Below are 21,869 nucleotides of genomic sequence, written 5' to 3' on the forward strand. Positions count from 1 at the left end.
CATGCTCCAGGTCGACATCGACTCCCGCCCCGACGGAACGGTCGTCACGCCGCGCGGCCGTCTGACCATGGTGTCGGCGAAGTCGTTCCGCGAGACGGTCACCGCCGAGATCACCCGCGGGAAGGGCGACATCGTGGTCGTGGACCTCTCGGAGACCGAGTTCGTCGACTCGTCGGGACTCGGCGCGCTCGTCGCCTGCCTGAAGACCGCCCGCCAGGCCGGCGGCGACCTGCGCCTCGCGGCCCCGAGCGAGCAGGTCACGATGGTGCTCGGCCTCACCAACCTCGACCGGGTGCTGCGTCCGCGTCCGAGCGTCGATGAGGCCCTCCGTGACTGAGCCCGCTGCCCGCCGCTCCCTCGACGCCGCCGTCGTCCCGGCGAGCCTCGACGCCATCTTCGACCTGCTCGCCGGGTGGTGGGACGAGGTGGGCGAGGTGACGCCGATGACGCGGTTCGGCTTCGAGACCGCGGTGATCGAGATCGCCGGCAACATCGTCGAGCACTCGCGCGGCGAGTCCGACGAGCGCCGGTTCACCCTCGACCTCTTCGCCGACGCGCAGCGGCTCGTCGCGACCTTCCGCGACGACGGCGACCCTCCCCTGCTCGATCTGGCATCGGTGCGCATGGCGGATGCCGACGAGGAGAGCGGCCGCGGTCTGGCCCTCGCCAACGCGGGGGTCGACGACGTCGACTTCCGTCGCGACGGCGACCGGAACGTCTGGACGTTGGAGACGAGACGAGAGTGAGGCACGCGGGACGACGGATCGCGGCGGCCGTGGGGGCCACCGCCGCACTCCTTCTGATCGGCGTCTCCCCCGCCCTGGCCGCGGTACCCGCGCCCTCGGCGGCATCCGGCACGGTCGCGGCGCCCGCGACGCCGGATCCCGACGCGACCCCCGACGCGCCCGGGGCATCCGTCACGCCTTCCGCCACCCCGACCGCGACGCCGCCCGCCCCGGCGACCGACGGTGTGCGTTTCGGCCCCGAGCTCGACTGGGGCGACGACGGACCCGACGGCTACCGCACCCGCCTCGGCGAGACCCCGGCGATGTACAGCGTGCGCCTGTCGTACCCCCTCGACGCGCGTTCGATCTCGGAGTGGCAGCACGCCGCCCTGCAGGTCGCCGGGCAGGGTGCCTCGCTGGTGCTCACCCTGGAGCCCTCGGTCGAGCTCGAGACCCTGACCGACGCCGACGCGGCCGAGCTCACCACGCGCCTCGAGCGCTACCACTCGCAGTACGGCACCGAGCAGTTCGTGCGTTTCGCGCCCGAGATGAACGGCTCGTGGGTGTCGTGGGGCCAGCAGCCCACGGCCTACGTGGCCGCGTTCGACGACGTCGCCGCTGCCGTGCACGCCGGCACCTCCGGCGCCGAGATGGTGTGGAGCCCCTCCTACGGCGCCGGGTACCCCTTCGAACGCGCCGACGGCCGCCTCGACGCCATCACCGCGCGCGACCGCGTCGCGATCGACACCGACGGCGACGGACTGTTCACCGAGGCCGACGACCCGTACGGTCCGTATTTCCCGGATGCCGACTCCGTCGACCGCGTGGGACTGTCGCTGTACTACTTCGGCAAGGGCGAGGCGGCCGCCGCCGCCGGCCGCGACGTGCCGCTCGAGCAGAACACCGCCCCGGAGGACGGCGAGGTCGCCGCACGGCTCGACGAGAGATGGGGCTACACGACCGGTCAGCGCTCCTCGTTCTACGACCGCTTCGCCGTCGGCCAGGGCAAGCAGCTCCTGCTCGACACCGGTGCGTTGTACGACTTCGGTCGCGAGGGCGACTCCGAACTGGCGGTGAAGCGCGGCTGGTGGACGCAGGTGCTCGCCGAGCTCGGCGAGCACCCCCTCATCACCGGGGTCACGTGGCTCGAGGTGGTCCGCGAAGAGGCCGAGGCCGGTGGACGCGAGGTCGACTGGCGCGCGACGGCGAACGGCGAGCTGGCCACCGCGCTGCGTGACGACCTGCTCTCGACGGGCCTCATCCGCTGGGGACCGGTCTCCGATGTCGTCACGCCCGAGCAGGGGGTGGCCGCCACCGTGCAGGTGCGTCAGGGCGGCGCGGATCCGAACGAGGAGATGAACTGGATCACCGGCAGCGCAGCCGTCCTCGCGGTCGCGTTCCTGGCATCCGGGATCATCGGTCGCGCGTTGCCGAAATGGCGCTACGACGACACCTCGGCCAGCCGCGACCTGCGCATCGACATGGTGCGCGGCTTCATCATCGTGGTGGTGGTCGTGACGCACATCGAGGTCACGAGCCCGTTCGCCTACGCCTCGCTCAAGGCGATCGGTGCGATCACCGGGGCGGAGTTGTTCGTGCTGCTCAGCGGCATCGTGCTGGGCATGGTGTTCCCCGCGGCGGTCGCCCGCGCGGGCGAGTGGGGCGCGGCGGTGGCGGCGTGGGGACGCGCGCGCAAGCAGTACCTCGTCGCCCTGGCCGTGATCCTCCTGGTCTTCGCGATCGGCTTCCTCCCCTTCGTCGACGCCTCCGCGGTGACCACCTTCACCGATCGCGGGACGGGCGAAGGAGGCTCCGGCGACAGCGGACGCGTGTACGACCTCTATCCCAACGGCGAGCGCCTGCTCGACTATCCGCCGCCGTGGTACGCCGTCCGGCAGTTCCTCCTGCTCGAGATGGGCCCGTGGCCCTTCAACATCATGGGTCTGTTCGTGGTGCTGAGCCTGGCGTATCCCGCCCTGATGTGGCTCATCAAGAGGCGCCTGTGGTGGCTCGTGCTCGCTCTCAGCTGGGGCGTCTACGCCCTGCACGGCATCGCCCCCGACGTCCTGCGCCTTCCGTCGCAGTTCGACGCGGTGTTCCCCCTCGCGCTCTGGCAGGTGCTGTTCACGCACGGCCTCGTGATCGGGTACTACCGTCGCCGGATCATCCGCGCACTCACGTCGCTGCCCGGCAAGATCGGTGTCGGTGTCTTCGTGGTCGGCTATGCCGGCATCCTGGTCTACCTGTGGGCGGGGCAGACCTACGGCTTCACCCCCGTGCCCTTCCCGGCCGACCTCTACGCGGGTCTCTACGACTCCGGCTACCAGCGCATCTTCCTCGAGTGGGGGCGTCTGCTCGACCTGCCGCTCGTGCTGGTGTGCACCTACGCGGTGCTGACGGTCGCCTGGAAGCCGATCGAGAAGAGCATGGGCTGGCTCTGGATCCCCCTCGGCCAGGCGAGCCTGTACGTATTCATCGTGCACGTGTTCTTCGTGCTCGCCGTGGCGAACATCCCGGGGCTGGACCGCGGGAGCTTCTGGCAGGGGACGCTCATCCACGCGGCGGTCATCGGGATCATCTTCTTCATGGTCCGCAAGCGCTTCCTGTTCACCGTCATCCCCCGCTGACGGCCGCGACGACGGATGCCGGGTCCCTCGCGCCACGCGAGGACCCGGCATCCGGAGTGCTCAGTGCACCGACAGCACGACGGCGGTGACGTCGTCGTCGACCTCGTGGGTGGAGACCTTCAGCGCGAGCTCATCGAAGAACCCGCCGGTGTCGGCGGCGGCGCGCAGGTCGTCGCCGATCATGCGGAGACTCTCGAGCGTGGAATCGTAGGCGTCGAGCGCCCCGTCGGAGACGCTGACGAGCAGGTCGCCGCGACCCACCCGCACGTGACCGGGCTCCCAGTCGACGTCGGCCGGGCGCAGTCCGAGCGGGAGGTTGCGCGAGTCGAGCCTCTCGCTCGTCCCGTCGGCGTGCAGCACGAGGGTCAGGCCGTGACCGGCGTCGACGAAGTCGACCGTGCCGGAGGCGGCGTCCACGACGGCGTGGAAGACGGTCGCGAACACGTCGCGGTAGCGGCCGTCGGTGCGGGCCTCGGCCTCGACCGAGAGCATCGCCTGCACGGGGTCCATGTCGCGCCGGGACTGCAGGGCGCCGAGCAGCGCGTCGGCGACGACACCGGCGGCCTCGCCCTTGCCCATCACGTCGGCGAGGGTGACCACCACCCGTCCGCCCACCTGCTGCCAGCCGCTGCTGTCTCCGCTGACGACCCCGTGCGGGATGGCGAGGGATGCCAGGCGGACGCCGTCGGCGCTGCCCCGCTTCTCCCGCCCGGTCGCCGGGCCCGCTGCGGCGGCCGGATCGGCGGGGGCGGCCGGGACGGACGCGTCGGCCTCGCTCTGCCGCACCTCCGCCTGGGCCCAGCGGCCGAACTGCTCGAGGCTGCGCCGCTGCGCGTCGCTCAACGACCGGGCGTCGGAATCGAGCAGGCACAGCGTCCCCACGGCATCACCGTCATCGGTGCGCAGGGGGAAGCCCGCGTAGAACCGCATCCCGAATTCCGTGACCGACGCGATGTCGCGGAACCGCTCGTCGGCGGTCGCGTCGTCGACCTCGAGCAGACCGTCCTGCTTGACCGTCTCGCCGCAGAAGACCGCCTCGCGCGGCGACCGGCCGAAGCGCGGTCCCTCCGGTTGCGACTTCGTGTAGACCTCGTCGGTGTCGACGATGTTCACCAGTGCGTAGTCGACGTCGAAGAGCTCGCGCGCGAGGCGCGTGATGCGATCGAACCGTTCCTCGGGGGGCGAGTCCATCAGGCCTGTGCGGTCGACGGGGGATCCGGGGGTGGAGGTGTCGGAGGTCATCGGGGGGTCTGTCCTTCCGCGAGGCGTGACACCGCACGGATGAGCGGTGACCGACGCGCTCTCGCGGACGCGGATCAGCTTCGACTCGGAAGGCTCCCCCACGTCGTCGCGGAATCGATCGCGCCGACTCTTCGACTCTAGCGAGTGAGGGGCGACGTCGGGCGGACCCGCCCCTCGATCCCCGTTCTCGCCGGAGCGACCGGAGGTCCGCCTCCCTCGCCGCGACCTCGCCGATCACCGTCGGCACGAGGCGGTCGAGCACCGTCGCACGGGAACGCCGCCCACCGCTCCTTGAGACGTTCACCGCCGCAGCCACCGCGCCGTCCCGGCCGCGCGAGGGCACCGCCACCGAGGTGAGCCCGGGCGCGAGCTCGCCGTCGACGACGGCCCCCGCGCGTCAGATCAGGCGGCGAGCGCCAGGTACGGCTCCCAGCGCGGGTCGCTCTTGTCGACGCCCCGCACCGTCCACGACGAGCCGCGCGGGGGCGCGGGCACGAGTCGCAGCTCCCACCGCATCTCCTGCGGGGTGCGATCGCCCTTGATGTTGTTGCAGGCCAGGCAGCAGGCCACGAGGTTCTCCCACGTGTCCTTCCCGCCGCGAGAGCGCGGCAGCACGTGGTCGATGGTCGACGCGGCCTTTCCGCAATAGCCGCACCGGTGCGCGTCGCGCCGCAGGACCCCGCGGCGCGTGACCGGCACCTGACGCGCCCCCGGCACCCGGACGTATCGCGTCAGGATGATCACCGCCGGGCGGTCGTAGGTTCCCGCCGCCGCCCAGACGGGGTCTTCCTCGATGCGTTCGATGACCGTGGCCTTCTCGTTCATGACGAGCACGAGCGCTCGTTTGAACGACACGACCGCGAGGGGCTCGTAGCCCGTGTTCAGGACCAGTGTGCGCATTCCGCTTCCTCTCGAATGGCCGAGACGGCTTCTCGGATGTTCGACTCGCGACGACGGCTGAGGCGCAGGGGTATGAAAAAAGGCGCTGTCTAGACAGACAGCGCCTGGGTGATCGCGGCGAAGCCGCGGCATCCGAACACACGATGCCGAAGAACGAGCAGCCCGAGCGCATCCATGGTGCGGATGCGCGGGCTGGTGTTCATCGGCGTTCCCTCCGGTTCTTCCGACGTCGCTGACAGGCTAACCCACTGCGACACGCCCGGGGTCGGGTGCGGGGGGAAACAGGAAGCGGCGTGTCGGAGAACGATCGTCTCCGGCACGCCGCTTCAGGTCGCGATCTCCGCGACGAAGGTCAGCCCGCGTTCTGCTGCAGCCAGGCGTAGGGGTCGACGACCGAGCCGTTGATGTGCACCTCGAAGTGCAGGTGGTTCGCGGTCGAGCTGCCCGTCGAGCCGACGAGGCCGATCAGCTGGCCTGCGGCGACGGTCTGGCCCGCCTGCACCTGACGGCTGCCGTACGTCATGTGACCGTAGGTGGTCGACACCTTCTGGCCGTTGATCACGTGCTCGATGACGATGCCGACGCCGTAGCCGCCGTAGCTCTCGGACGAGACGCTCACGACACCCGCCGCGGCGGCGAAGATCGGCTGACCGCCGGGAGCGAGCAGGTCGACGCCCTGGTGGTAGCCCGAGTCCCAGAGACCACGGCCGAGGATGTAGCTGGTCAGCGGCCAGCGCACCTCGCCCGAGCCGGGAGCGGTCATCGTGAGGTCGATGTTCGAGACCGACGAACCGGCGGTGGATGCCGACTGGCGGGCCCGCTCCGCGGCAGCCGCCGCGGCGGCTGCAGCCGCCTCCTCGTCCTTCTTCTTCTGGATCTCCTCCGCCGTGGTGGCGGAGTAGCTGCTGCGGTCGAGGCTCTCGGCCGTCGCGTCCGACGCGACGACGAGCGACTGGTTGTCGGGGGCCGACATCTGCTGCAGCGACATCGTCTGGGCCGCAGGCACCGTGGCCGCGTACGCCGGGATCGCGACGGTCGCGACGAGCCCCGCGACCATCGAGAGGATCACGGCGCTGCGCAGCGGCTTGACACCGCGCCGACGGGCGGCGCCGGTGGGTGCGGGAGCGGTGCGGGCGACGGGTGCCGTCGCGGTGGAGCGGGACTGCATCGGGCGGCGGGTGGATCGAGCGACCTCTGCGCGCGCGCTCTTGCGGGTGGGACCCGTTGCAGGGACCTCGGGTAGGTCCGCAGCGGGATCGTTGTGTTCAGCCAAAGTTCCTCCGGCGCCTCTGCGTCTGGGACGCTGGCTCGTCAGCACTCGATGGTTGGGGGCACGATGTGCGGGCTTCACCCTCTGCGGACGACGAGCCGATGAGGCAAACCGCGAGGGGTCCGACGGCGGGCTTCTCGCCTGTGGACCCTCAGAGGCTACCCGAAGATAACGAACAAGTCACGCTCTGCATCGCGTGACGGCCCGATGCCCGGCGAAGGCTCAGCCTCGGTCGACTCAGCTCTCGGCGACGAGGAAGATGTGCGACGCGACCTCGACCGGGAGTTCGAGCCCCTCGTCGACGCCCTCCATCTGCACCAGCACGTACCCCTCGTTGAAGCGGTAGTCGCCGCGCGCTCCGGGCAGGACCCCCGCCGCCTTCAGCTGCTGCAGGAGCTCGGGGTCGACCTGCGCCGGCTCGGCGAGCCGACGGACCGTGCCCGAGATCGGTCCGCCCGCGTCGGTGAGCTTGCGCACCAGACCCACGACCCCGTCGTCGAACGTGGCGCTCGCGGTGTCGCCGAGCTGGTCGAGACCGGGGATCGGGTTACCGTAGGGAGACTCGGTGGGGTGGCCGAGCAGCTCGACGAGCCGGCGTTCGACCTGCTCGCTCATGACGTGCTCCCACCGGCAGGCCTCGTCGTGCACGTAGGCCCAGTCGAGACCGATGACATCGCTCAGCAGCCGCTCGGCGAGACGGTGCTTGCGCATGACGTCGACCGCCTTCTGACGACCGTCGGAGGTCAGCTCGAGGCGCCGGTCCTCGGACACCACCACGAGGCCGTCGCGCTCCATGCGTCCCACGGTCTGCGACACCGTCGGACCCGAGTGGCCGAGACGCTCGGAGATGCGCGCGCGCAGCGGCACGATCTTCTCCTCCTCGAGCTCCAGGATGGTACGCAGGTACATCTCGGTGGTGTCGATCAGGTCGGTCATTCAGCAGTCCTCGATGTCGCGCGGCAGGTCTTCCCAGCCTACCGACCCCCTCCGACATGAGCACCGGAGGGCCGGGACCGGGACCCTAGAATCGGTCCCATGCCGCACGTGGAACTGCCCAGTGACCTCCTGCCCGCCGACGGCCGCTTCGGATGCGGCCCTTCGAAGGTGCGCGGTGCGCAGCTCGAGGCCCTCGTCACCCGCGGGGCGTCGATCCTCGGCACTTCGCACCGCCAGGCGCCGGTGAAGAACCTCGTCGCCAGCACGCGCGAGCGCCTCGCGCAGCTGTTCCGCCTCCCCGAGGGGTACGAGATCATCCTGGGCAACGGCGGATCGACCGCGTTCTGGGATGCCGCGGCCTTCGGCCTCATCGAGAACCGCAGCCAGAACCTCGTCTTCGGCGAGTTCGGCGGCAAGTTCGCCTCCGCGGCCGCAGCCCCCTGGCTACAGGCGCCCGATGTCCGCAAGGCCGAGCCGGGCACCCGCACGGTCGCCGAGGCCGTCGAGGGCGTCGACGTGTACGCGTGGCCGCACAACGAGACCTCCACAGGCGTATCCGCGCCCGTCCAGCGCGTTCAGGCGGATGCCGGCGCGCTCACCGTGATCGACGCGACCAGCGCCGCGGGCGGCATCGACTTCGACGTGACGCAGGCCGACGTCTACTACTTCGCCCCGCAGAAGAACCTCGGCTCCGACGGGGGCCTGTGGTACGCCGCCGTCTCGCCGGCCGCGATCGAGCGCATCGAGGGCATCGCGGCATCCGACCGCTACATTCCCGAGTTCCTGAGCCTGAAGAACGCGCTCGACAACTCCCGCCTGCAGCAGACCCTCAACACCCCGGCCCTGGCCACCCTGCTGCTGCTCGACGAGCAGCTCGGCTGGATCCTCGACAACGGCGGTCTGTCGTGGGCGGCCGGGCGAACGGCGGAGTCGTCGGCGGCGCTGTACGACTGGGCGGATGCCAGCACGGTCGCGACCCCGTTCGTCGCCGACCCCGCCGACCGCTCCCCCGTCGTCGTCACGATCGACTTCGACGAGAGCATCGACGCCGCGGCGATCGCGAAGAGCCTTCGCGCCAACGGCATCGTCGACACCGAGCCCTACCGCAAGCTCGGCCGCAACCAGCTGCGGGTGGCGACGTTCGTCTCGATCGAGCCCGACGACGTCCGCCGCCTCATCGGCGCGATCGACTACACGATCGAACGCCTTCCCGGCGCCTGAGCCGCTCACGACGAAGGCCGCCCCGCATCACGCGGGGCGGCCTTCGTCGTTCGGGGCTGCGCGTCAGTAGCTGCGTTCGCCCTCGTCGCGATCGTCGTCGTCGAGATCGTCGTCGTACGCGTCCGCGTCGTCGTCGTCGTCCGCGTCGTCCGAGTCGTCATCATCCGCGTCGTCGTCGTCCGCCCGATGGTCGGCGGAGTGGTCCGCGTCGAGCTCGTCGATGTCCACGCCGTCGAGGTCACCGGCGTGGAAGCGGGCCTTGGGCTCGTCCTCTTCGTCGTCGTCGTCATCGGAATCGTCGTGCTCGTCGTCGGCGTCGTCGACCTCGTCGTCATCCGCGTCGTCGTCGGCATCCTCTGCCGCCGCGGCGGCCTGGGCCGCCTGGTACTCGGCCAGCCGCGTCGCCCACGGCACCCAGTCGGGGGCGAGCAGCGCGCCGTCTCCGGGGAGCAGCTCGACCTCGAGCACCGTCGGCTCGGAGTCCTCGACGACCGCCACGCTCACCGTCCAGAACCACCCCGGGTATCCCGACAGGCGCGTGTGGAAACGAAGCGAGACGACGCCGTCGTCTTCGAGGGTGTATCCCGCGGCGGGGCCGACGGTGTCGGCCGCGGTGATCTCGTGCAGGGCCGCGAGGGCGAGATCGTGCGCGCCGGTCAGCCGCTCGTCGGCGACCGGCGAGGGCTCACCCTGCTCAGGCTTCGAAGTCATCGGCGACCTTGCGCAGGACCGCGGCGATCTTCTGTGCGTGCGGGCCGTTGGGGTAGCGACCGCGACGCAGGTCGCCGCCGATGCCGTCGAGGAGCTTCACGAGGTCCTCCACGATGATCGCCATGTCGTCGGCCGGCTTGCGCGACCGCTTCGACAGGCTCACCGGAGCGTCCAGCACGCGGACCGACAGCGCCTGCAGTCCGCGCTTGCCGTCGGCCACGCCGAACTCGAGGCGCGTTCCGGCTTTGGGAGCGGGGGTCCCGGCGGGCAGAGCCGTGGCGTGCAGGAACACGTCCTGGCCGTCATCGGTGCTGATGAAGCCGAAGCCCTTCTCGTCGTCGTAGAACCTGACCTTGCCGGTGGGCATGGACACCTCGCTGGATATGTGCGCGAACGCGCGGCGGAACGCGGGAACCGAGCGGATCCCGGTCTTCCAGCCTACGACACCGGCGCCAGGCAGTAGGCTGAGCGCGATGAGCACCCGCACCACCGGCGGCAGCACGCCGGGCGACGACGTTCCCGTCCGACGTATCGACCGCATCCTGGCGTTCATGTCGCTGGGACTCCTCGTGCTGTCGATCGTGTGCTTCTTCGCGATCATCGTGGGCTCCAGCTCCGGAGCCGACATGGGCTCGGGCATCTGGCCGACGATCGGGGTCATCGTCTACATCGCCCCACCGGTCGCGTTCGCGTGCCTGCTGGCCGTGCTCATCATGAGCTTCGCCCGAAGGGCGCGGGCCAACAAGGCCCGCTGACGTGCCCGAGACCTCCGCACAACGCGCACTGGCGGTCTCGTTGGGCGCGCGCGACGACGCCTCTCTCGCACGCCTGTTCGCGGGGCGGCACGTCGCGCCCTCGAGCGCCTGGCGCGACATGTTCGACGCCGCCGAGGCGCTTCTCGATCCGGCCTCGGTCGCTCGCGAGCTGCCCGCCCTCACGCGCGACGAGGCGGTCGCGCTGCTCGACGCCGTCGCCGGTACCCCGGCGACCGGCGCCGCGCGCGACGCGCTGATTGCGCGCGCCCTGGTCGGCGACGACGGCATCCCGTTCCCGACCGTCGCGAGCGCGGCGCGTGAGGCGCTTCCCGACGGACTGCCCGCGGCCCCGTCCGCGACGACGCCTGCCCCGGCCGCCGAGACGGCCTCGGCAGCGGCGGAGGCCGCTTTCACCAACGCTGCCTCCGTCGCCGACATCCTCATGCTCACGCTCGAGTCCCCCCTCGGCCGCATCGGGTCGGGGTCGCTCGGCGCGACGGAGCGGCGACGGCTCGTCGACGCGGGGGCGGTGACCACCGCCGCCGAAGCAGACCTGCTGGTCGGCCTCGCCTCCGACGTCGGCCTCCTGGGCGCGAACGACCGGGCGTGGCTCGTTTCGCCCCGGGGCCGCGAATGGCTGCGCCTGCCGACCCTCGAGCGCTGGAGCCGCACGGCCGTGGCCCTGCGCGATGCTCTCCCCCGCGCGTATCGCGCGGATGACGGAGGCTGGATCCCCAGCGAGCGCTGGGCCGACGCCACCCCCTTCGACCCCGAGGGGCCCGAGCGCGCGACGCTGTGGATCCGGCGGCTGGTGCGCTGGGGCCTGCTCGACGCGGCGGGACGCGTGGCGCCCTGGGCGGCCCCCCTCGCGGCCGGCGGCGAGCTCGACACCTCCGCGTTGGAAGAGCTGCTGCCCCCCGAGGTCGACCGCGTCTACCTGCAGAACGACCTGACCGCGATCGCGCCGGGTCCACTGGCGCCCCACCTCGACGTACGGCTGCGCACGATGGCCGCGCGCGAGTCCCGCGCTCAGGCCTCGAGCTACCGCTTCAGCGCCGGCACGGTGGGCGCGGCGATCACCGCGGGCGAGACCGCGGAGTCGCTCCGGAGCTTCCTCACGGAGATCTCCCTCACGGGCCTGCCGCAGCCTCTCGCGTACGTCATCGAACGCACCTCCGCCGAGCACGGCCGCGTGCGCGTGGGCGTCGATGCCGACACCTCTCTCACGCGCGTGACCACCGACGACGAGACCCTGCGACGCTCGATGGAGGTCGATCAGTCGTTGCGCTCGATCGCCCTGGCGCGCGACGACGGCGACGACCTCGTCTCCCACGTCTCGGCCGACGTCGTGTTCTGGGCCCTCACCGACGCGCACTATCCCGCTGTCGCCGTCGATGCCGACGGCCGCCCCCGCGCTCTCGAGCGCGCGAAGCTCGCCGGTGCCGAGCAGCCGGCATCCGACCCCGACGAGCTCTACGCCCCGCTCCTGGAACGCCTGCGCACCGGCGCCCAGGACTCGGATGCCGCGTGGCTCGAGCGCGAGCTCGATCACGCGGTCCGCGCCCGCGCCGTGGTCGACGTGACCGTGCGGCTGCCCGACGGGTCGGCGCGCGTGTTCCGGCTCGAGGCGACGGGTCTCGGCGGCGGACGCCTGCGCGGTCGCGACCGCGCGGCCGACGTCGAGCGCACGCTCCCCCTCTCGCACATCGACGGGGTCGCCCCGGTCGACTGAGACCAGGGGACGCCGGGCCGCCCGCGACCCCGGTAGACTCGAACGCTATGTCTGACGGCCCCTTGATCGTGCAGAGCGACCGCACCGTCCTCCTCGAGGTCGCGCACCCCCAGGCGGAGACGGCGCGGCACGAGCTCGCGGTCTTCGCCGAGCTCGAGCGCGCACCCGAGCACATCCACACCTACCGCATCACGCGGCTGGGCCTGTGGAACGCCCGCGCGGCCGGCCATGACGCCGACGCGATGCTCGAGACGCTCGACAGGTGGTCGCGCTTCCCCGTCCCCGCATCCGTCAGCACCGACATCCGCGAGACGGTCAACCGGTACGGGCGCCTCGTCATCGAGCGCAACGACGAGGGCGCCCTCGTCCTGCGGTCGACGGATGCCGCCGTCCTCGGAGAGGTCTCGCGCAACAAGCGCATCGCTCCCCTGCTGATCGGGCATCCCAGCCCCGACAGCTACCTCGTCGACGCATGGGCACGCGGTCACATCAAACAGGAGCTGTTGAAGATCGGCTGGCCCGCCGAAGACCTCGCCGGATACACCCCCGGCACCCCGCACCCGATCGACCTCGCCGAAGACGGGTGGAGCCTGCGCCCCTACCAGCGTCAGGCGGTGGACTCGTTCTCCGAGGGCGGGTCCGGCGTCGTGGTGCTCCCCTGCGGCGCCGGCAAGACGCTCGTGGGCGCGGGGGCGATGGCCGACACGCGCACGACGACCCTCATCCTCGTCACCAACACCGTCAGCGCCCGTCAGTGGCGCGACGAGCTGCTGCGGCGCACGACCCTGACCCCCGACGAGATCGGCGAATACTCCGGTCAGGCGAAGGAGATCAAGCCGGTCACCATCGCGACGTACCAGATCCTCACCGCCAAGCGGAAAGGCCAGTACGCCCACCTCGCCCTGCTCGACGCCCTCGACTGGGGCCTCGTGCTCTACGACGAGGTGCACCTCCTCCCCGCCCCGGTCTTCAAGCTCACCGCCGACCTGCAGGCGCGCCGTCGCCTCGGCCTCACCGCGACGCTCGTGCGCGAGGACGGACGCGAGGGCGACGTGTTCAGCCTCATCGGCCCCAAGCGCTTCGACGCGCCGTGGAAGGAGATCGAGGCCCAGGGCTTCATCTCCCCGGCCGCCTGCTACGAGGTGCGCATCGACCTCCCGGCCGACGAGCGCCTCGAGTACGCCGCCGCGGCCGACGAGGACCGCTATCGCCTCGCCGCCACCGCCCCCGCGAAGATCGACGTCACGCGTCGCCTGGTGCAGCGGCATCCGGGTGAGCGCGTGCTGGTCATCGGGCAGTACCTCGATCAGATCGACGAGCTCGCCGAGGCCTTGAACGCCCCGCAGATCACCGGCGCCACCCCGATCCCCGAGCGCGAGGAACTGTTCCAGGGCTTCCGCGACGGCAGCATCCCGCTGCTCGTCGTCTCGAAGGTGGCGAACTTCTCGGTCGACCTCCCCGAGGCGTCCGTCGCGATCCAGGTGTCGGGCTCGTTCGGCTCGCGGCAGGAGGAGGCGCAGCGCCTCGGACGTCTGCTGCGACCCAAGCAGTCGAACCACACGGCGAGCTTCTACACCCTCATCGCGCGCGACACCGTCGACCAGGATTTCGCCCAGAACCGTCAGCGCTTCCTCGCCGAGCAGGGCTACGCCTACACGATCCTGGATGCCGACGGGATCGACGCCGCGGCCGCCTGACGCATACCAGCACGCGGCTTTCCGTTCCATATCCAGGACATTGCGGGGTCGGATCACGATAATGAGGGGATGACAGCTCCTCGCATCCTCGTCGTGGACGACGAACCGAACATCCGCGACCTGCTCATCACGAGCCTGCGCTTCGCCGGTTTCCAGGTGCGAGCCGTGGCCAACGGCGCGCAGACGATCTCGGCCGTGCTCGAAGAAGAACCCGACCTCATCGTGCTCGACGTGATGCTGCCCGACATGAACGGCTTCAGCGTCACCAAGCGGCTGCGCGGTGCGGGCTACACCGCCCCCATCCTCTTCCTCACCGCGAAGGACGAGACCGAGGACAAGATCGAGGGTCTGAACGCCGGTGGCGACGACTACGTCACCAAGCCCTTCAGCCTCGATGAGATCGTCGCCCGCATCCAGGCGATCCTCCGCCGCACGATGCAGGCCGACGAGGAGTCGATCATCCGCACCGGCGAGCTGACGATGGACCAGGACACCCACGACGTCAGCGTCGGCGACGTCTCGATCGACCTCAGCCCCACGGAGTTCAAGCTCCTGCGCTACCTCATGCTCAACCCCAACCGCGTGCTGTCGAAGGCCCAGATCCTCGACCACGTCTGGGAATACGACTTCAACGGCGACGCCGGCATCGTCGAGAGCTACATCTCGTACCTGCGTCGCAAGATCGATCCGCACTCCTCCGAGCCGCTCATCCAGACCAAGCGCGGCTTCGGCTACATGCTGAAGTCGGGCAAGAGCGCCTGAGCGGAAGGCATCCGTCCTGTCGCCCTCCGACGATGCCCTGACGCGCTGGTGGCGGGGTCTGAGCCTTCGGACCAAGGTCACCGGTGTGACCGTCGCGCTGCTCGCGATCGGTCTGTTCACCGCGGGCATCGGCACCATGGTGTTCCTGCGCACCACGCTGGTGAACAACCTCGACGAGCAGTTGGCCCAGCAGGCGGCGGGCAGCATCGCCAACAGCATCTTCACCACGACACCGGTCGACGGCGGCATCGAGTTCACGCAGGTCGAGAACGCCCCGCAGATCGGGTCGATGGTCGTGGTCTACGGTCCTGACGGCCGACGCGAGGCGTTCTACAACGGCACCTCGTCGAAGGCGCTGCCGCAGCTGCCCGACACCTTCACCGTCGAGCAGACGTACGGCCAGATCGACCGACGCATCGAGCTGGAGGACCCGGACTCCGGAGCGCATTTCCTCGCGCGCGTCGGCGTCCTGCAGGTGCCGGGCAACCCCGGCGTCTACACGCAGATGGTCGTGCAGCCCCTGGCGCCCACCGACCGCATCGTCGCCGCGTACGTCGGCATCTACGCGTTCGTCGCGCTGCTCATCCTCATCGCCACGGCCCTGCTCACGAGGTGGCTGGTGACCCTCGCCTTCCGCAACCTGCGCCAGGTCGAGACGACCGCGATGGACATCGCCGCGGGCGATTTCAGCCAGCGCCTCACCGACATCGTGCCCGACACCGAGGTGGGGCGGCTCAAGACCGCCATCAACGCCATGCTCGCGCGCATCGACGGCGCCCTCGGGCAACGGGATGCCACCGTGCGGCAGATGCGCCGGTTCATCGGTGACGCGAGCCACGAGCTGCGCACTCCGCTCGTGACGATGCGCGGCTATGCCGAGCTCTATCGCATGGGCGCGATCCGCTCCGACGAGGACGTGGCGCAGTCGATGGAGCGCATCGAGAAGGAAGCGATCCGCATGGGGGCGCTCGTCGAGGATCTCCTCGCGCTCGCCCGCCTCGACGAGCGCCGTGACGTCTCGATCACCGAGCTCGACCTGCGTCCCATCGCCCGTGACGCCGCCCTCGACCTGCGGGTGACCTCGCCCCAGCGCGAGGTCACGGTCGACGACACCACCTCTCGCGGTCCGCTCGTGCTGCCCACGATCACCCTCGATCCACTGCTCGATTCGGGCGGACACCCCGCCGAGGCCGCGACGCGACGGCGCACGGCTCCCACCACGTCGGCCATGGCGATCGCCGGAGCCACGCTGTCGCGCCTGCGCCGCCGCCAGAAGGACGGCACCGATCCCGCCACGACGACCGGGGAGGCACCGACGACCGAGCCGGCCGCCCCGCCGGCCGGAGCGATGCGTCCCACGCCGCGGCTGGCCCCGATCGTGCTGGGCGACGAGAACAAGGTGCGTCAGGTGGTGGCGAATCTCCTGGGCAACGCGCGTCGATTCACCGCCGACGACTCCCCCATCGGGCTGCGCGTGGGAGTGGATGCCGAGAACGACATGGGCTGGATCGAGATCATCGACCACGGCGAGGGCGTTCCCGAGCAGATCCGCGACCAGATCTTCCAGCGCTTCTGGCGCGCCGACACCTCACGCACGCGCGAGACCGGCGGATCCGGCCTCGGTCTGTCGATCGTGGCATCCATCGTCGATCTGCTGCACGGCACGGTCGAGGTCGTCGACACCCCCGGCGGGGGCGCGACGTTCCGGGTGTCTCTTCCGCTGGCCGATCGTCGCGACGCCGCGGAGCATGCGCTGATCGAGACGCAGCCGCTCGAGCGCCTCCCCGACGATCACCGGCCTGACACCCAGGCCTGAGACACTCGCCCCTCTCCCGACGGTCGGGATCACGTGAGCGGGCCCCCGTCGGCAGATCACGCCGCGTGTTCGCCCCGCGACGTGGGCGAAGCGATTTGCAGCACGCCGGAAGGACACGCGGCGGGCTCGAGCGCTCGCGCGCGAGCGGAAGCGGGCTCGGCGGCTTTCGTCGACGCACCGCCTCGAGCGGTCGGGCTCGAGCGCTCGCGCGAGCGAAAGCGGGCTCGGCGGCGGCGTTCGTCGACGCACCGCCTCGAGCGGTCGAGGCGCCCCCGTTCACGTGTGAGCACGAGCCACCCGACCCACCGGAACGAAGAACGCCCCCTCCCGGAGGAGGGGGCGTTCTCAGGCGTCAGGCGTGGATCAGAAGTCCATGCCACCCGTCGGGTCGCCCGCGGGAGCGGCCACCTTCTCGGGCTTGTCGGCGACGACGGCCTCGGTCGTGAGGAACAGACCGGCGATCGACGCGGCGTTCTGCAGAGCCGAGCGGGTCACCTTGGCGGGGTCGATGATGCCCTGTGCGAACAGGTCACCGTACTCGCCGGTCGCGGCGTTCAGGCCGTGGCCCACGGGGAGCTCCGACACCTTGTTCGCGACGACGCCGGGCTCGAGACCGGCGTTGAGCGCGATCTGCTTGAGCGGAGCCTCGATGGCGACCTTGACGATGTTCGCACCCGTCGCCTCGTCGCCCGAGAGCTCGAGGTTGGCGAGAGCGTTCTTGCCGGCCTGGATGAGCGCGACGCCACCACCGGCGACGACACCCTCTTCCACGGCGGCCTTGGCGTTGCGCACGGCGTCTTCGATGCGGTGCTTGCGCTCCTTGAGCTCGACCTCGGTCGCGGCACCGGCCTTGATGACGGCGACGCCACCGGCGAGCTTCGCGAGGCGCTCCTGCAGCTTCTCGCGGTCGTAGTCGCTGTCGGTGTTCTCGATCTCGCGGCGGATCTGGGTCACGCGACCCTCGATCAGCTCCGACTCACCGGCACCCTCGACGATCGTGGTCTCGTCCTTGGTGATGATGACCTTGCGCGCACGGCCGAGCAGGTCGACGGTCGCGTTCTCGAGCTTGAGGCCCACCTCTTCGGTGATGACCTGGCCGCCGGTGAGGATCGCGATGTCCTGCAGCTGCGCCTTGCGGCGGTCGCCGAAGCCGGGAGCCTTGACGGCGACCGACTTGAAGATGCCGCGGATCTTGTTCAGCACCAGGGTCGCGAGCGCTTCGCCCTCGACGTCCTCGGCGATGATGAGGAGCTCCTTGCCCTCCTGGATCACCTTGTCGACGATCGGCAGAAGGTCCTTGATGTTGGAGATCTTCTGGTTGGCGATCAGGATGTACGGGTCTTCGAAGACCGCTTCCTGACGCTCGGGGTCGGTGACGAAGTAGGGGTTGATGTAACCCTTGTCGAAGCGCATGCCCTCGGTGAGCTCGAGCTCGGTGCCGAAGGTGTTGCTCTCCTCGACGGTGACGACGCCTTCCTTGCCCACCTTGTCGATGGCCTCGGCGATGAGCTCGCCGATCGCGGGGTCGGCGGCGGAGATCGACGCGGTGGCGGCGATCTGCTCCTTGGACTCGACCTCCTTGGCGGAGGAGAGCAGCTCGTCGGTGACGGCCTTGACGGCCTTCTCGATGCCCTTCTTGAGCGAGATGGGGTCTGCGCCGGCGGCGACGTTGCGCAGGCCCTCGCGCACGAGCGCCTGGGCGAGAACGGTGGCGGTGGTGGTGCCGTCACCCGCGACGTCGTCGGTCTTCTTGGCGACCTCCTTGACCAGCTCGGCGCCGATCTTCTCGTACGGGTCGTCGAGCTCGATCTCCTTGGCGATCGAGACACCGTCGTTCGTGATCGTGGGGGCGCCCCACTTCTTCTCGAGCACGACGTTGCGACCGCGGGGGCCCAGGGTCACCTTGACGGCGTCGGCCAGCGTGTTGAGGCCGCGCTCGAGACCGCGACGGGCCTCTTCGTCGAAAGCGATGATCTTTGCCATAAGTGTGTCGTCCCTCCCGGACGGGTGACTTCCAGATTTTGGCACTCGACGAAAGCGAGTGCTAACTCATTCTGGCACTCGCCCCTGGGGAGTGCAAGCCGCGACGCCGTCCGTGAGACGACGAACGCCGTGGCATCCCGGTGCGGGATGCCACGGCGTTCGAGCCAGCGGATCAGGCCAGTCGCACGGACTCCGCCTGCGGGCCCTTCTGACCGGTGCCGACGGTGAATTCGACCGTCTGGCCTTCCTCGAGGACGCGGAATCCCGACATCTCGATGCTCGAGTAGTGGACGAACACGTCCTGCCCATCGGACACGGTGATGAACCCGTAGCCCTTCTCGGCGTTGAACCATTTGACGGTGCCCTGCGTCATGCGAATCTCCTGTTGCTGGATGACTCGGTCATCGTAAGCACGCCGGATGCCGCCGAACCGGCCCCTCCGGCCATTGTTGACGCGCGTGCCCCCAACTTGTTACGCCGCGGAAACACGCGGCGCGAGAGGGTCACTGCGCGGTGGCGGAGGGGGTCGCGCCGGCGGCGCGGTCGAGGCCGATCACCACGACGAGTCGCTTGACGGCACTCTCGTCGTCGGGGGTGTTCGGGTCGTCGGTCGGCTGCAGGAAGTCGCTCTGCGCGACCTCGGCGCCGCCGATGGTCTGCGCGAGGCCCCGCGCCGCCGCCTCGTCGCCGTCGCGCAGGTAGTAGATCGTGGTCTGCGCGAAATCGGTGGAGTCGGAGTCCCCCGTCTCGACGGTGTCACCGGCCCACCCCGCCGCCACGATCTGATCGCGCACCGTCGCGGCGAGGCCGTCCTGGCCCGTGCCGTTCAGCACCACCACGGAGTACGAGGTGTCGACGACGACGGCCTCGGTCGGTTCTGCCGACACGGTCGGGACCGGTGCGTCATCGGCGCCGAGGCTGATGCGGCCCGAGGCCACGAGCGACCCGAAGATGCCCACGATGATGAGCACGAGCGTGGCGATGGCCGCCCACAGGAACACGATCCATCCGCGCGTGCGCGGTCGCTCGGCCCGGTGCGCCCCGACCCGGCCGGTGGAATCGGGCAGGTCGTCGAAGCGATCCCGAGGGAAGGTCGATCTGGCCATTGGACGATGCTATCGGTCGACGCCTGAGCACCCCGTCAGCGGGCCGCCGTCCGACCCAGCCGGGCGCGCTGCTGCGCCACTGCGTCGTCGCGTCGCCGCCGCAGACGGCGAACGAGCATCGGGTCGTGCGCGAGGGCGTCGGGGGTGTCGATCAACCGCCCCAGCAGCTGGTAGTAGCGCGCCGGCGTGAGGTCGAACTCCGCCCGGATCGCCTCCTCCTTCGCACCCGCGTGGCGCCGCCATTCACCCTCGAAGGCGAGGAAGGCGAGGTCACGGTCCGAAAGAGGCACGGCGCCACGCTACTGCGCCGACGACGCCCCTCCCGGATGCCACGCCACCCACGCGCCGAGTGGATCCACCTCGGCCAGCACCTCCCCGTCCAGCGCCAGGGCGAATCCGCCCCGCTTCACGCCCGGTGTTCCCGTCCATCCGTCGTGGAGGGCGGGGGCGTCGAGCGTCACCCAGCGTCCCGCGGTGCGGGCGGCGTCGATGACCGCCCCGCGCCGAGCGCGCGGTACGTGCGCGAGAACGCCCGGCGTCGTGACCACGAGCGTGGCGTCGGCCGGGGCCTGCGCGGCGAGCGCCGGCAGGGCGTCCGCGCCGTCGCCGCAGACCAGGAGCGGCGGATCGACGGCGGCGATGTCGAGAGCGGCGACGATGCGCTCACGTCTCCCCTCCTCCCCCGGCCACACGAGCCCCTCGAGCCACGCCCGGTCATCCGCGTCCCGGGCGTCGAGCGGGTTGAGGTCGATCCCGGCCCGCCAGACGATCTCGGGCATCCGAAGGACGGGGTCGCCGGTGAGGTCGCTGTGCAGCTCGACCGTCGAGGGGCCGTCGACCGGGTCGAGGGCGATGAGCTCGTCGCCTCGGCGGTAGCGGTACGAGTACCGGTCGGGGTACAGGCACAGCCCGGCGCTCGCACCGACCTCGAGCAGCGCGATCGGACCGTCGATGCGGGCGAGCGCCGGCAGCAGAGCGGCACACCGGAGCGGCTCGTTGGTCTGCACGCTGCGCACCCGGCACTGCGCGGCGATCTCGTCGGCGTGTGCGACGACCCATGGGGCCCACGCGTCGACGTCGTCCATCGGCGCCCCCTGCACGCGCATCACCGCGAAGACGAGCGGGGGTTGACGGCGGGTCTCGGGAATCGGCACGAGCGCCGCAGCGACCGTCGGATCCTCCGCCACGCGATGCGCCCAGGCCTCGTAGACCGCGGATCGGCCGGGCGCCTCATCGCGGGCGAACCGTCCGTAGCGTTCGACGACGGCATCCACGGCATCCTGATCCACTCACGAATCATCGCAGCACGACCCGGTCGGCGCCGGGCACGAGACAATGGGAGCAGACGAAGGAGAGAACACATGACCTACGCCGTCGACAAGTCCGACGACCAGTGGCGCGCCGAGCTCAGCCCCGAGCAGTACGCGGTGCTGCGCCAGGCGGGAACCGAGCGCGCCTGGACCGGTGAGCTGCTCGACGAGAGCCGCGCCGGCCTCTACACCTGCGCCGCGTGCGGCAACGAGCTGTTCCAGAGCGGCACCAAGTTCGACTCGCACTGCGGATGGCCCAGCTTCTACGAGTCGGTGCGGCCCGAAGCGGTCGAGCTGATCGACGACAACAGCCACGGGATGCAGCGCACCGAGGTGCGGTGCGCCAACTGCGGCTCGCACCTGGGACACGTCTTCCCCGACGGCTTCGGCACACCTACGGGCGACCGGTACTGCATGAACTCGCTGTCGCTGAACTTCACCCCGGCCGACTCCCCCGCCGACGGAGCATGAGCGCCCTCGAAGCCATGCGCGACCGTCGGTCGTGGTCGAAGGTCACCGACCTCGCCCCGACCGGTCCCGAGCTCGAGGCCTTCGTCGCCGCGGCCGGTCGCGTCGCGGATCACAAGAGCTTGAAACCGTGGCGCCTCATCGAGATCCGCGGTGCGGATCGCGACCTCCTCGCGCGTGCGCTGAACAAGGCCGACGGCAAGAAGGGGTATTCCTCCAAGCCCCGGCGCGCTCCGCTCATCATCGCGGTCGTGGCCGATCTCGGCTCGAAGAAGATCCCCTCGTGGGAGCAGGAGGCCGTGGCATCCGGTGTCGCCCACATGCTGAGTCTCGTGCTCGACGAGGCGGGGTTCGGGGTGTTCTGGCGCACCGACGACAACACCCGCCACAAGGTGCTGGCGAAGGCTCACGGCCTGGCGAAGCACGAGGTGCTGCTGGGCTGGCTCTACGTCGGCGGCAAGCCGAAGATGTCGCGGCCGGTCCGGCGCAAGACGGTGGATGCCGCGAAGCACCTCTCGCGCATGCCGGGGGGCAAGAAGAAACGAAAGGTCGACGAAGCTCGCCTCTGACGCGAAAGCGACACGGCCTCGACGCCGCCGACTCCGGTC

At 70.5% G+C, this 21,869-nt stretch carries 22 protein-coding genes; 11 read left to right on the plus strand and 11 right to left on the minus strand.

Annotation, left to right across the window (positions count from 1 at the left end):
- Position 1 precedes the first annotated feature (1 nt).
- The 3 genes from ACFZA2_RS13580 to ACFZA2_RS13590 are packed head-to-tail and all read left to right on the plus strand — an operon-like array spanning position 2 to position 3,352.
- Positions 2 to 337, plus strand: coding sequence for an STAS domain-containing protein (locus ACFZA2_RS13580; RefSeq protein ID WP_315994763.1), 336 nt, complete (start codon positions 2 to 4; stop codon positions 335 to 337).
- Positions 330 to 746 carry an ATP-binding protein gene (locus tag ACFZA2_RS13585; RefSeq protein WP_315994764.1) on the plus strand — a complete coding sequence of 139 codons (417 nt, stop codon included), beginning with the start codon at positions 330 to 332 and terminating at the stop codon, positions 744 to 746. Before ACFZA2_RS13580 ends, ACFZA2_RS13585 begins: the two co-directional genes overlap by 8 nt.
- Entirely contained in the window at positions 743 to 3,352 is a 2,610-nt protein-coding gene (locus ACFZA2_RS13590; RefSeq protein ID WP_391405776.1) for an OpgC family protein, read from the plus strand. The genes ACFZA2_RS13585 and ACFZA2_RS13590 overlap by 4 nt, the downstream gene beginning before the upstream one ends.
- Positions 3,353 to 3,412: 60 nt before the next feature.
- Here the strand turns inward: ACFZA2_RS13590 and ACFZA2_RS13595 are convergent, their stop codons facing one another.
- The 4 genes from ACFZA2_RS13595 to ACFZA2_RS13610 form a co-directional block, all read right to left on the minus strand.
- Entirely contained in the window at positions 3,413 to 4,594 is a 1,182-nt protein-coding gene (locus ACFZA2_RS13595; protein WP_391405779.1) for a SpoIIE family protein phosphatase, read from the minus strand.
- A 402-nt stretch (positions 4,595 to 4,996) separates the two neighbouring features.
- Positions 4,997 to 5,494 carry an HNH endonuclease gene (locus tag ACFZA2_RS13600; RefSeq protein WP_391405783.1) on the minus strand — a complete coding sequence of 166 codons (498 nt, stop codon included), beginning with the start codon at positions 5,492 to 5,494 and terminating at the stop codon, positions 4,997 to 4,999.
- A gap of 352 nt (positions 5,495 to 5,846) precedes the next feature.
- Positions 5,847 to 6,662, minus strand: coding sequence for a M23 family metallopeptidase (locus ACFZA2_RS13605; protein WP_315994768.1), 816 nt, complete (start codon positions 6,660 to 6,662; stop codon positions 5,847 to 5,849).
- Positions 6,663 to 7,001: 339 nt separating this feature from the next.
- Positions 7,002 to 7,700, minus strand: coding sequence for a metal-dependent transcriptional regulator (locus ACFZA2_RS13610; protein WP_315994769.1), 699 nt, complete (start codon positions 7,698 to 7,700; stop codon positions 7,002 to 7,004).
- A 99-nt stretch (positions 7,701 to 7,799) separates the two neighbouring features.
- Here ACFZA2_RS13610 and serC point away from each other — a divergent pair, with 99 nt between their 5' ends.
- Positions 7,800 to 8,921 (plus strand): phosphoserine transaminase, encoded by a 1,122-nt coding sequence (serC, locus tag ACFZA2_RS13615; RefSeq protein WP_315994770.1) that lies wholly within the window; start codon positions 7,800 to 7,802, stop codon positions 8,919 to 8,921.
- Positions 8,922 to 8,984: 63 nt separating this feature from the next.
- On the opposite strand, the gene ACFZA2_RS13620 is transcribed toward serC, so the two are convergent.
- Together ACFZA2_RS13620 and ACFZA2_RS13625 are read right to left on the minus strand one after the other, a co-directional pair.
- The gene (locus ACFZA2_RS13620) at positions 8,985 to 9,632 is read right to left on the minus strand and encodes a DUF3027 domain-containing protein (RefSeq protein ID WP_391405788.1); all 648 of its coding nucleotides are present in this window, start codon (positions 9,630 to 9,632) and stop codon (positions 8,985 to 8,987) included.
- Positions 9,616 to 9,999, minus strand: coding sequence for a cold-shock protein (locus tag ACFZA2_RS13625; protein ID WP_076676768.1), 384 nt, complete (start codon positions 9,997 to 9,999; stop codon positions 9,616 to 9,618). Before ACFZA2_RS13625 ends, ACFZA2_RS13620 begins: the two co-directional genes overlap by 17 nt.
- Before the next feature lie 106 nt (positions 10,000 to 10,105).
- On the opposite strand from ACFZA2_RS13625, the gene ACFZA2_RS13630 reads away from it, so the two are divergent.
- The 5 genes from ACFZA2_RS13630 to ACFZA2_RS13650 all read left to right on the plus strand — a co-directional run bounded on the left by ACFZA2_RS13630 (position 10,106) and on the right by ACFZA2_RS13650 (position 16,394).
- On the plus strand, positions 10,106 to 10,387 hold the full coding sequence (locus tag ACFZA2_RS13630) for a multidrug ABC transporter ATPase (RefSeq protein ID WP_391405793.1): 282 nt from the start codon (positions 10,106 to 10,108) through the stop codon (positions 10,385 to 10,387).
- 1 nt (position 10,388) lies between these two features.
- Positions 10,389 to 12,119: a helicase-associated domain-containing protein gene (locus tag ACFZA2_RS13635; RefSeq protein WP_391405796.1), complete on the plus strand. Its 1,731-nt coding sequence runs from the start codon at positions 10,389 to 10,391 to the stop codon at positions 12,117 to 12,119.
- Positions 12,120 to 12,166: 47 nt separating this feature from the next.
- Entirely contained in the window at positions 12,167 to 13,816 is a 1,650-nt protein-coding gene (locus ACFZA2_RS13640) for a DNA repair helicase XPB (RefSeq protein WP_391405799.1), read from the plus strand.
- 69 nt (positions 13,817 to 13,885) lie between these two features.
- Positions 13,886 to 14,578 (plus strand): response regulator transcription factor, encoded by a 693-nt coding sequence (locus ACFZA2_RS13645; protein WP_076676776.1) that lies wholly within the window; start codon positions 13,886 to 13,888, stop codon positions 14,576 to 14,578.
- Between the two features lie 136 nt (positions 14,579 to 14,714).
- Positions 14,715 to 16,394, plus strand: a complete 1,680-nt coding sequence (locus ACFZA2_RS13650) for a sensor histidine kinase (RefSeq protein WP_391406926.1) — start codon at positions 14,715 to 14,717, stop codon at positions 16,392 to 16,394.
- A gap of 363 nt (positions 16,395 to 16,757) precedes the next feature.
- Here the strand turns inward: ACFZA2_RS13650 and groL are convergent, their stop codons facing one another.
- From groL to ACFZA2_RS13675, 5 genes are all read right to left on the minus strand, one after another.
- Positions 16,758 to 18,377: a chaperonin GroEL gene (gene groL / locus ACFZA2_RS13655; protein WP_315994775.1), complete on the minus strand. Its 1,620-nt coding sequence runs from the start codon at positions 18,375 to 18,377 to the stop codon at positions 16,758 to 16,760.
- 172 nt (positions 18,378 to 18,549) lie between these two features.
- A complete protein-coding gene (locus tag ACFZA2_RS13660; protein WP_391405804.1) occupies positions 18,550 to 18,750 on the minus strand; it encodes a cold-shock protein in 201 nt (66 codons plus the stop codon).
- 130 nt (positions 18,751 to 18,880) lie between these two features.
- The gene (locus ACFZA2_RS13665; protein ID WP_315994776.1) at positions 18,881 to 19,483 is read right to left on the minus strand and encodes a LytR C-terminal domain-containing protein; all 603 of its coding nucleotides are present in this window, start codon (positions 19,481 to 19,483) and stop codon (positions 18,881 to 18,883) included.
- 35 nt (positions 19,484 to 19,518) lie between these two features.
- Complete coding sequence (locus ACFZA2_RS13670) at positions 19,519 to 19,773, minus strand: DUF3263 domain-containing protein (protein WP_363389834.1); 255 nt, start codon at positions 19,771 to 19,773, stop codon at positions 19,519 to 19,521.
- 9 nt (positions 19,774 to 19,782) lie between these two features.
- A complete protein-coding gene (locus ACFZA2_RS13675) occupies positions 19,783 to 20,772 on the minus strand; it encodes a DUF2332 family protein (RefSeq protein WP_391405809.1) in 990 nt (329 codons plus the stop codon).
- 72 nt (positions 20,773 to 20,844) lie between these two features.
- Here ACFZA2_RS13675 and msrB point away from each other — a divergent pair, with 72 nt between their 5' ends.
- Entirely contained in the window at positions 20,845 to 21,264 is a 420-nt protein-coding gene (msrB, locus tag ACFZA2_RS13680) for a peptide-methionine (R)-S-oxide reductase MsrB (RefSeq protein ID WP_315994779.1), read from the plus strand.
- Positions 21,261 to 21,830: a nitroreductase family protein gene (locus ACFZA2_RS13685; protein ID WP_391405812.1), complete on the plus strand. Its 570-nt coding sequence runs from the start codon at positions 21,261 to 21,263 to the stop codon at positions 21,828 to 21,830. Before msrB ends, ACFZA2_RS13685 begins: the two co-directional genes overlap by 4 nt.
- Positions 21,831 to 21,869 lie beyond the last annotated feature (39 nt).

Origin of the sequence: Microbacterium sp. NPDC007973, from assembly GCF_042958465.1 — a bacterium.
GTDB lineage: Bacteria > Actinomycetota > Actinomycetes > Actinomycetales > Microbacteriaceae > Microbacterium > Microbacterium galbum.

Coding starts and splice junctions, on each gene's coding strand:
- ACFZA2_RS13650 (WP_391406926.1), top strand. CDS start 14,715: ATGGTGTTCCTGCGCACCACGCTGGTGAACAACCTCGACGAGCAGTTG.
- ACFZA2_RS13620 (WP_391405788.1), bottom strand. CDS start 9,632: ATGACTTCGAAGCCTGAGCAGGGTGAGCCCTCGCCGGTCGCCGACGAG.
- serC (WP_315994770.1), top strand. CDS start 7,800: ATGCCGCACGTGGAACTGCCCAGTGACCTCCTGCCCGCCGACGGCCGC.
- ACFZA2_RS13630 (WP_391405793.1), top strand. CDS start 10,106: ATGAGCACCCGCACCACCGGCGGCAGCACGCCGGGCGACGACGTTCCC.
- msrB (WP_315994779.1), top strand. CDS start 20,845: ATGACCTACGCCGTCGACAAGTCCGACGACCAGTGGCGCGCCGAGCTC.
- ACFZA2_RS13645 (WP_076676776.1), top strand. CDS start 13,886: ATGACAGCTCCTCGCATCCTCGTCGTGGACGACGAACCGAACATCCGC.
- ACFZA2_RS13625 (WP_076676768.1), bottom strand. CDS start 9,999: ATGCCCACCGGCAAGGTCAGGTTCTACGACGACGAGAAGGGCTTCGGC.
- ACFZA2_RS13640 (WP_391405799.1), top strand. CDS start 12,167: ATGTCTGACGGCCCCTTGATCGTGCAGAGCGACCGCACCGTCCTCCTC.
- ACFZA2_RS13610 (WP_315994769.1), bottom strand. CDS start 7,700: ATGACCGACCTGATCGACACCACCGAGATGTACCTGCGTACCATCCTG.
- ACFZA2_RS13595 (WP_391405779.1), bottom strand. CDS start 4,594: ATGACCTCCGACACCTCCACCCCCGGATCCCCCGTCGACCGCACAGGC.
- ACFZA2_RS13665 (WP_315994776.1), bottom strand. CDS start 19,483: ATGGCCAGATCGACCTTCCCTCGGGATCGCTTCGACGACCTGCCCGAT.
- ACFZA2_RS13600 (WP_391405783.1), bottom strand. CDS start 5,494: ATGCGCACACTGGTCCTGAACACGGGCTACGAGCCCCTCGCGGTCGTG.
- ACFZA2_RS13580 (WP_315994763.1), top strand. CDS start 2: ATGCTCCAGGTCGACATCGACTCCCGCCCCGACGGAACGGTCGTCACG.
- groL (WP_315994775.1), bottom strand. CDS start 18,377: ATGGCAAAGATCATCGCTTTCGACGAAGAGGCCCGTCGCGGTCTCGAG.
- ACFZA2_RS13605 (WP_315994768.1), bottom strand. CDS start 6,662: ATGCAGTCCCGCTCCACCGCGACGGCACCCGTCGCCCGCACCGCTCCC.
- ACFZA2_RS13660 (WP_391405804.1), bottom strand. CDS start 18,750: ATGACGCAGGGCACCGTCAAATGGTTCAACGCCGAGAAGGGCTACGGG.
- ACFZA2_RS13685 (WP_391405812.1), top strand. CDS start 21,261: ATGAGCGCCCTCGAAGCCATGCGCGACCGTCGGTCGTGGTCGAAGGTC.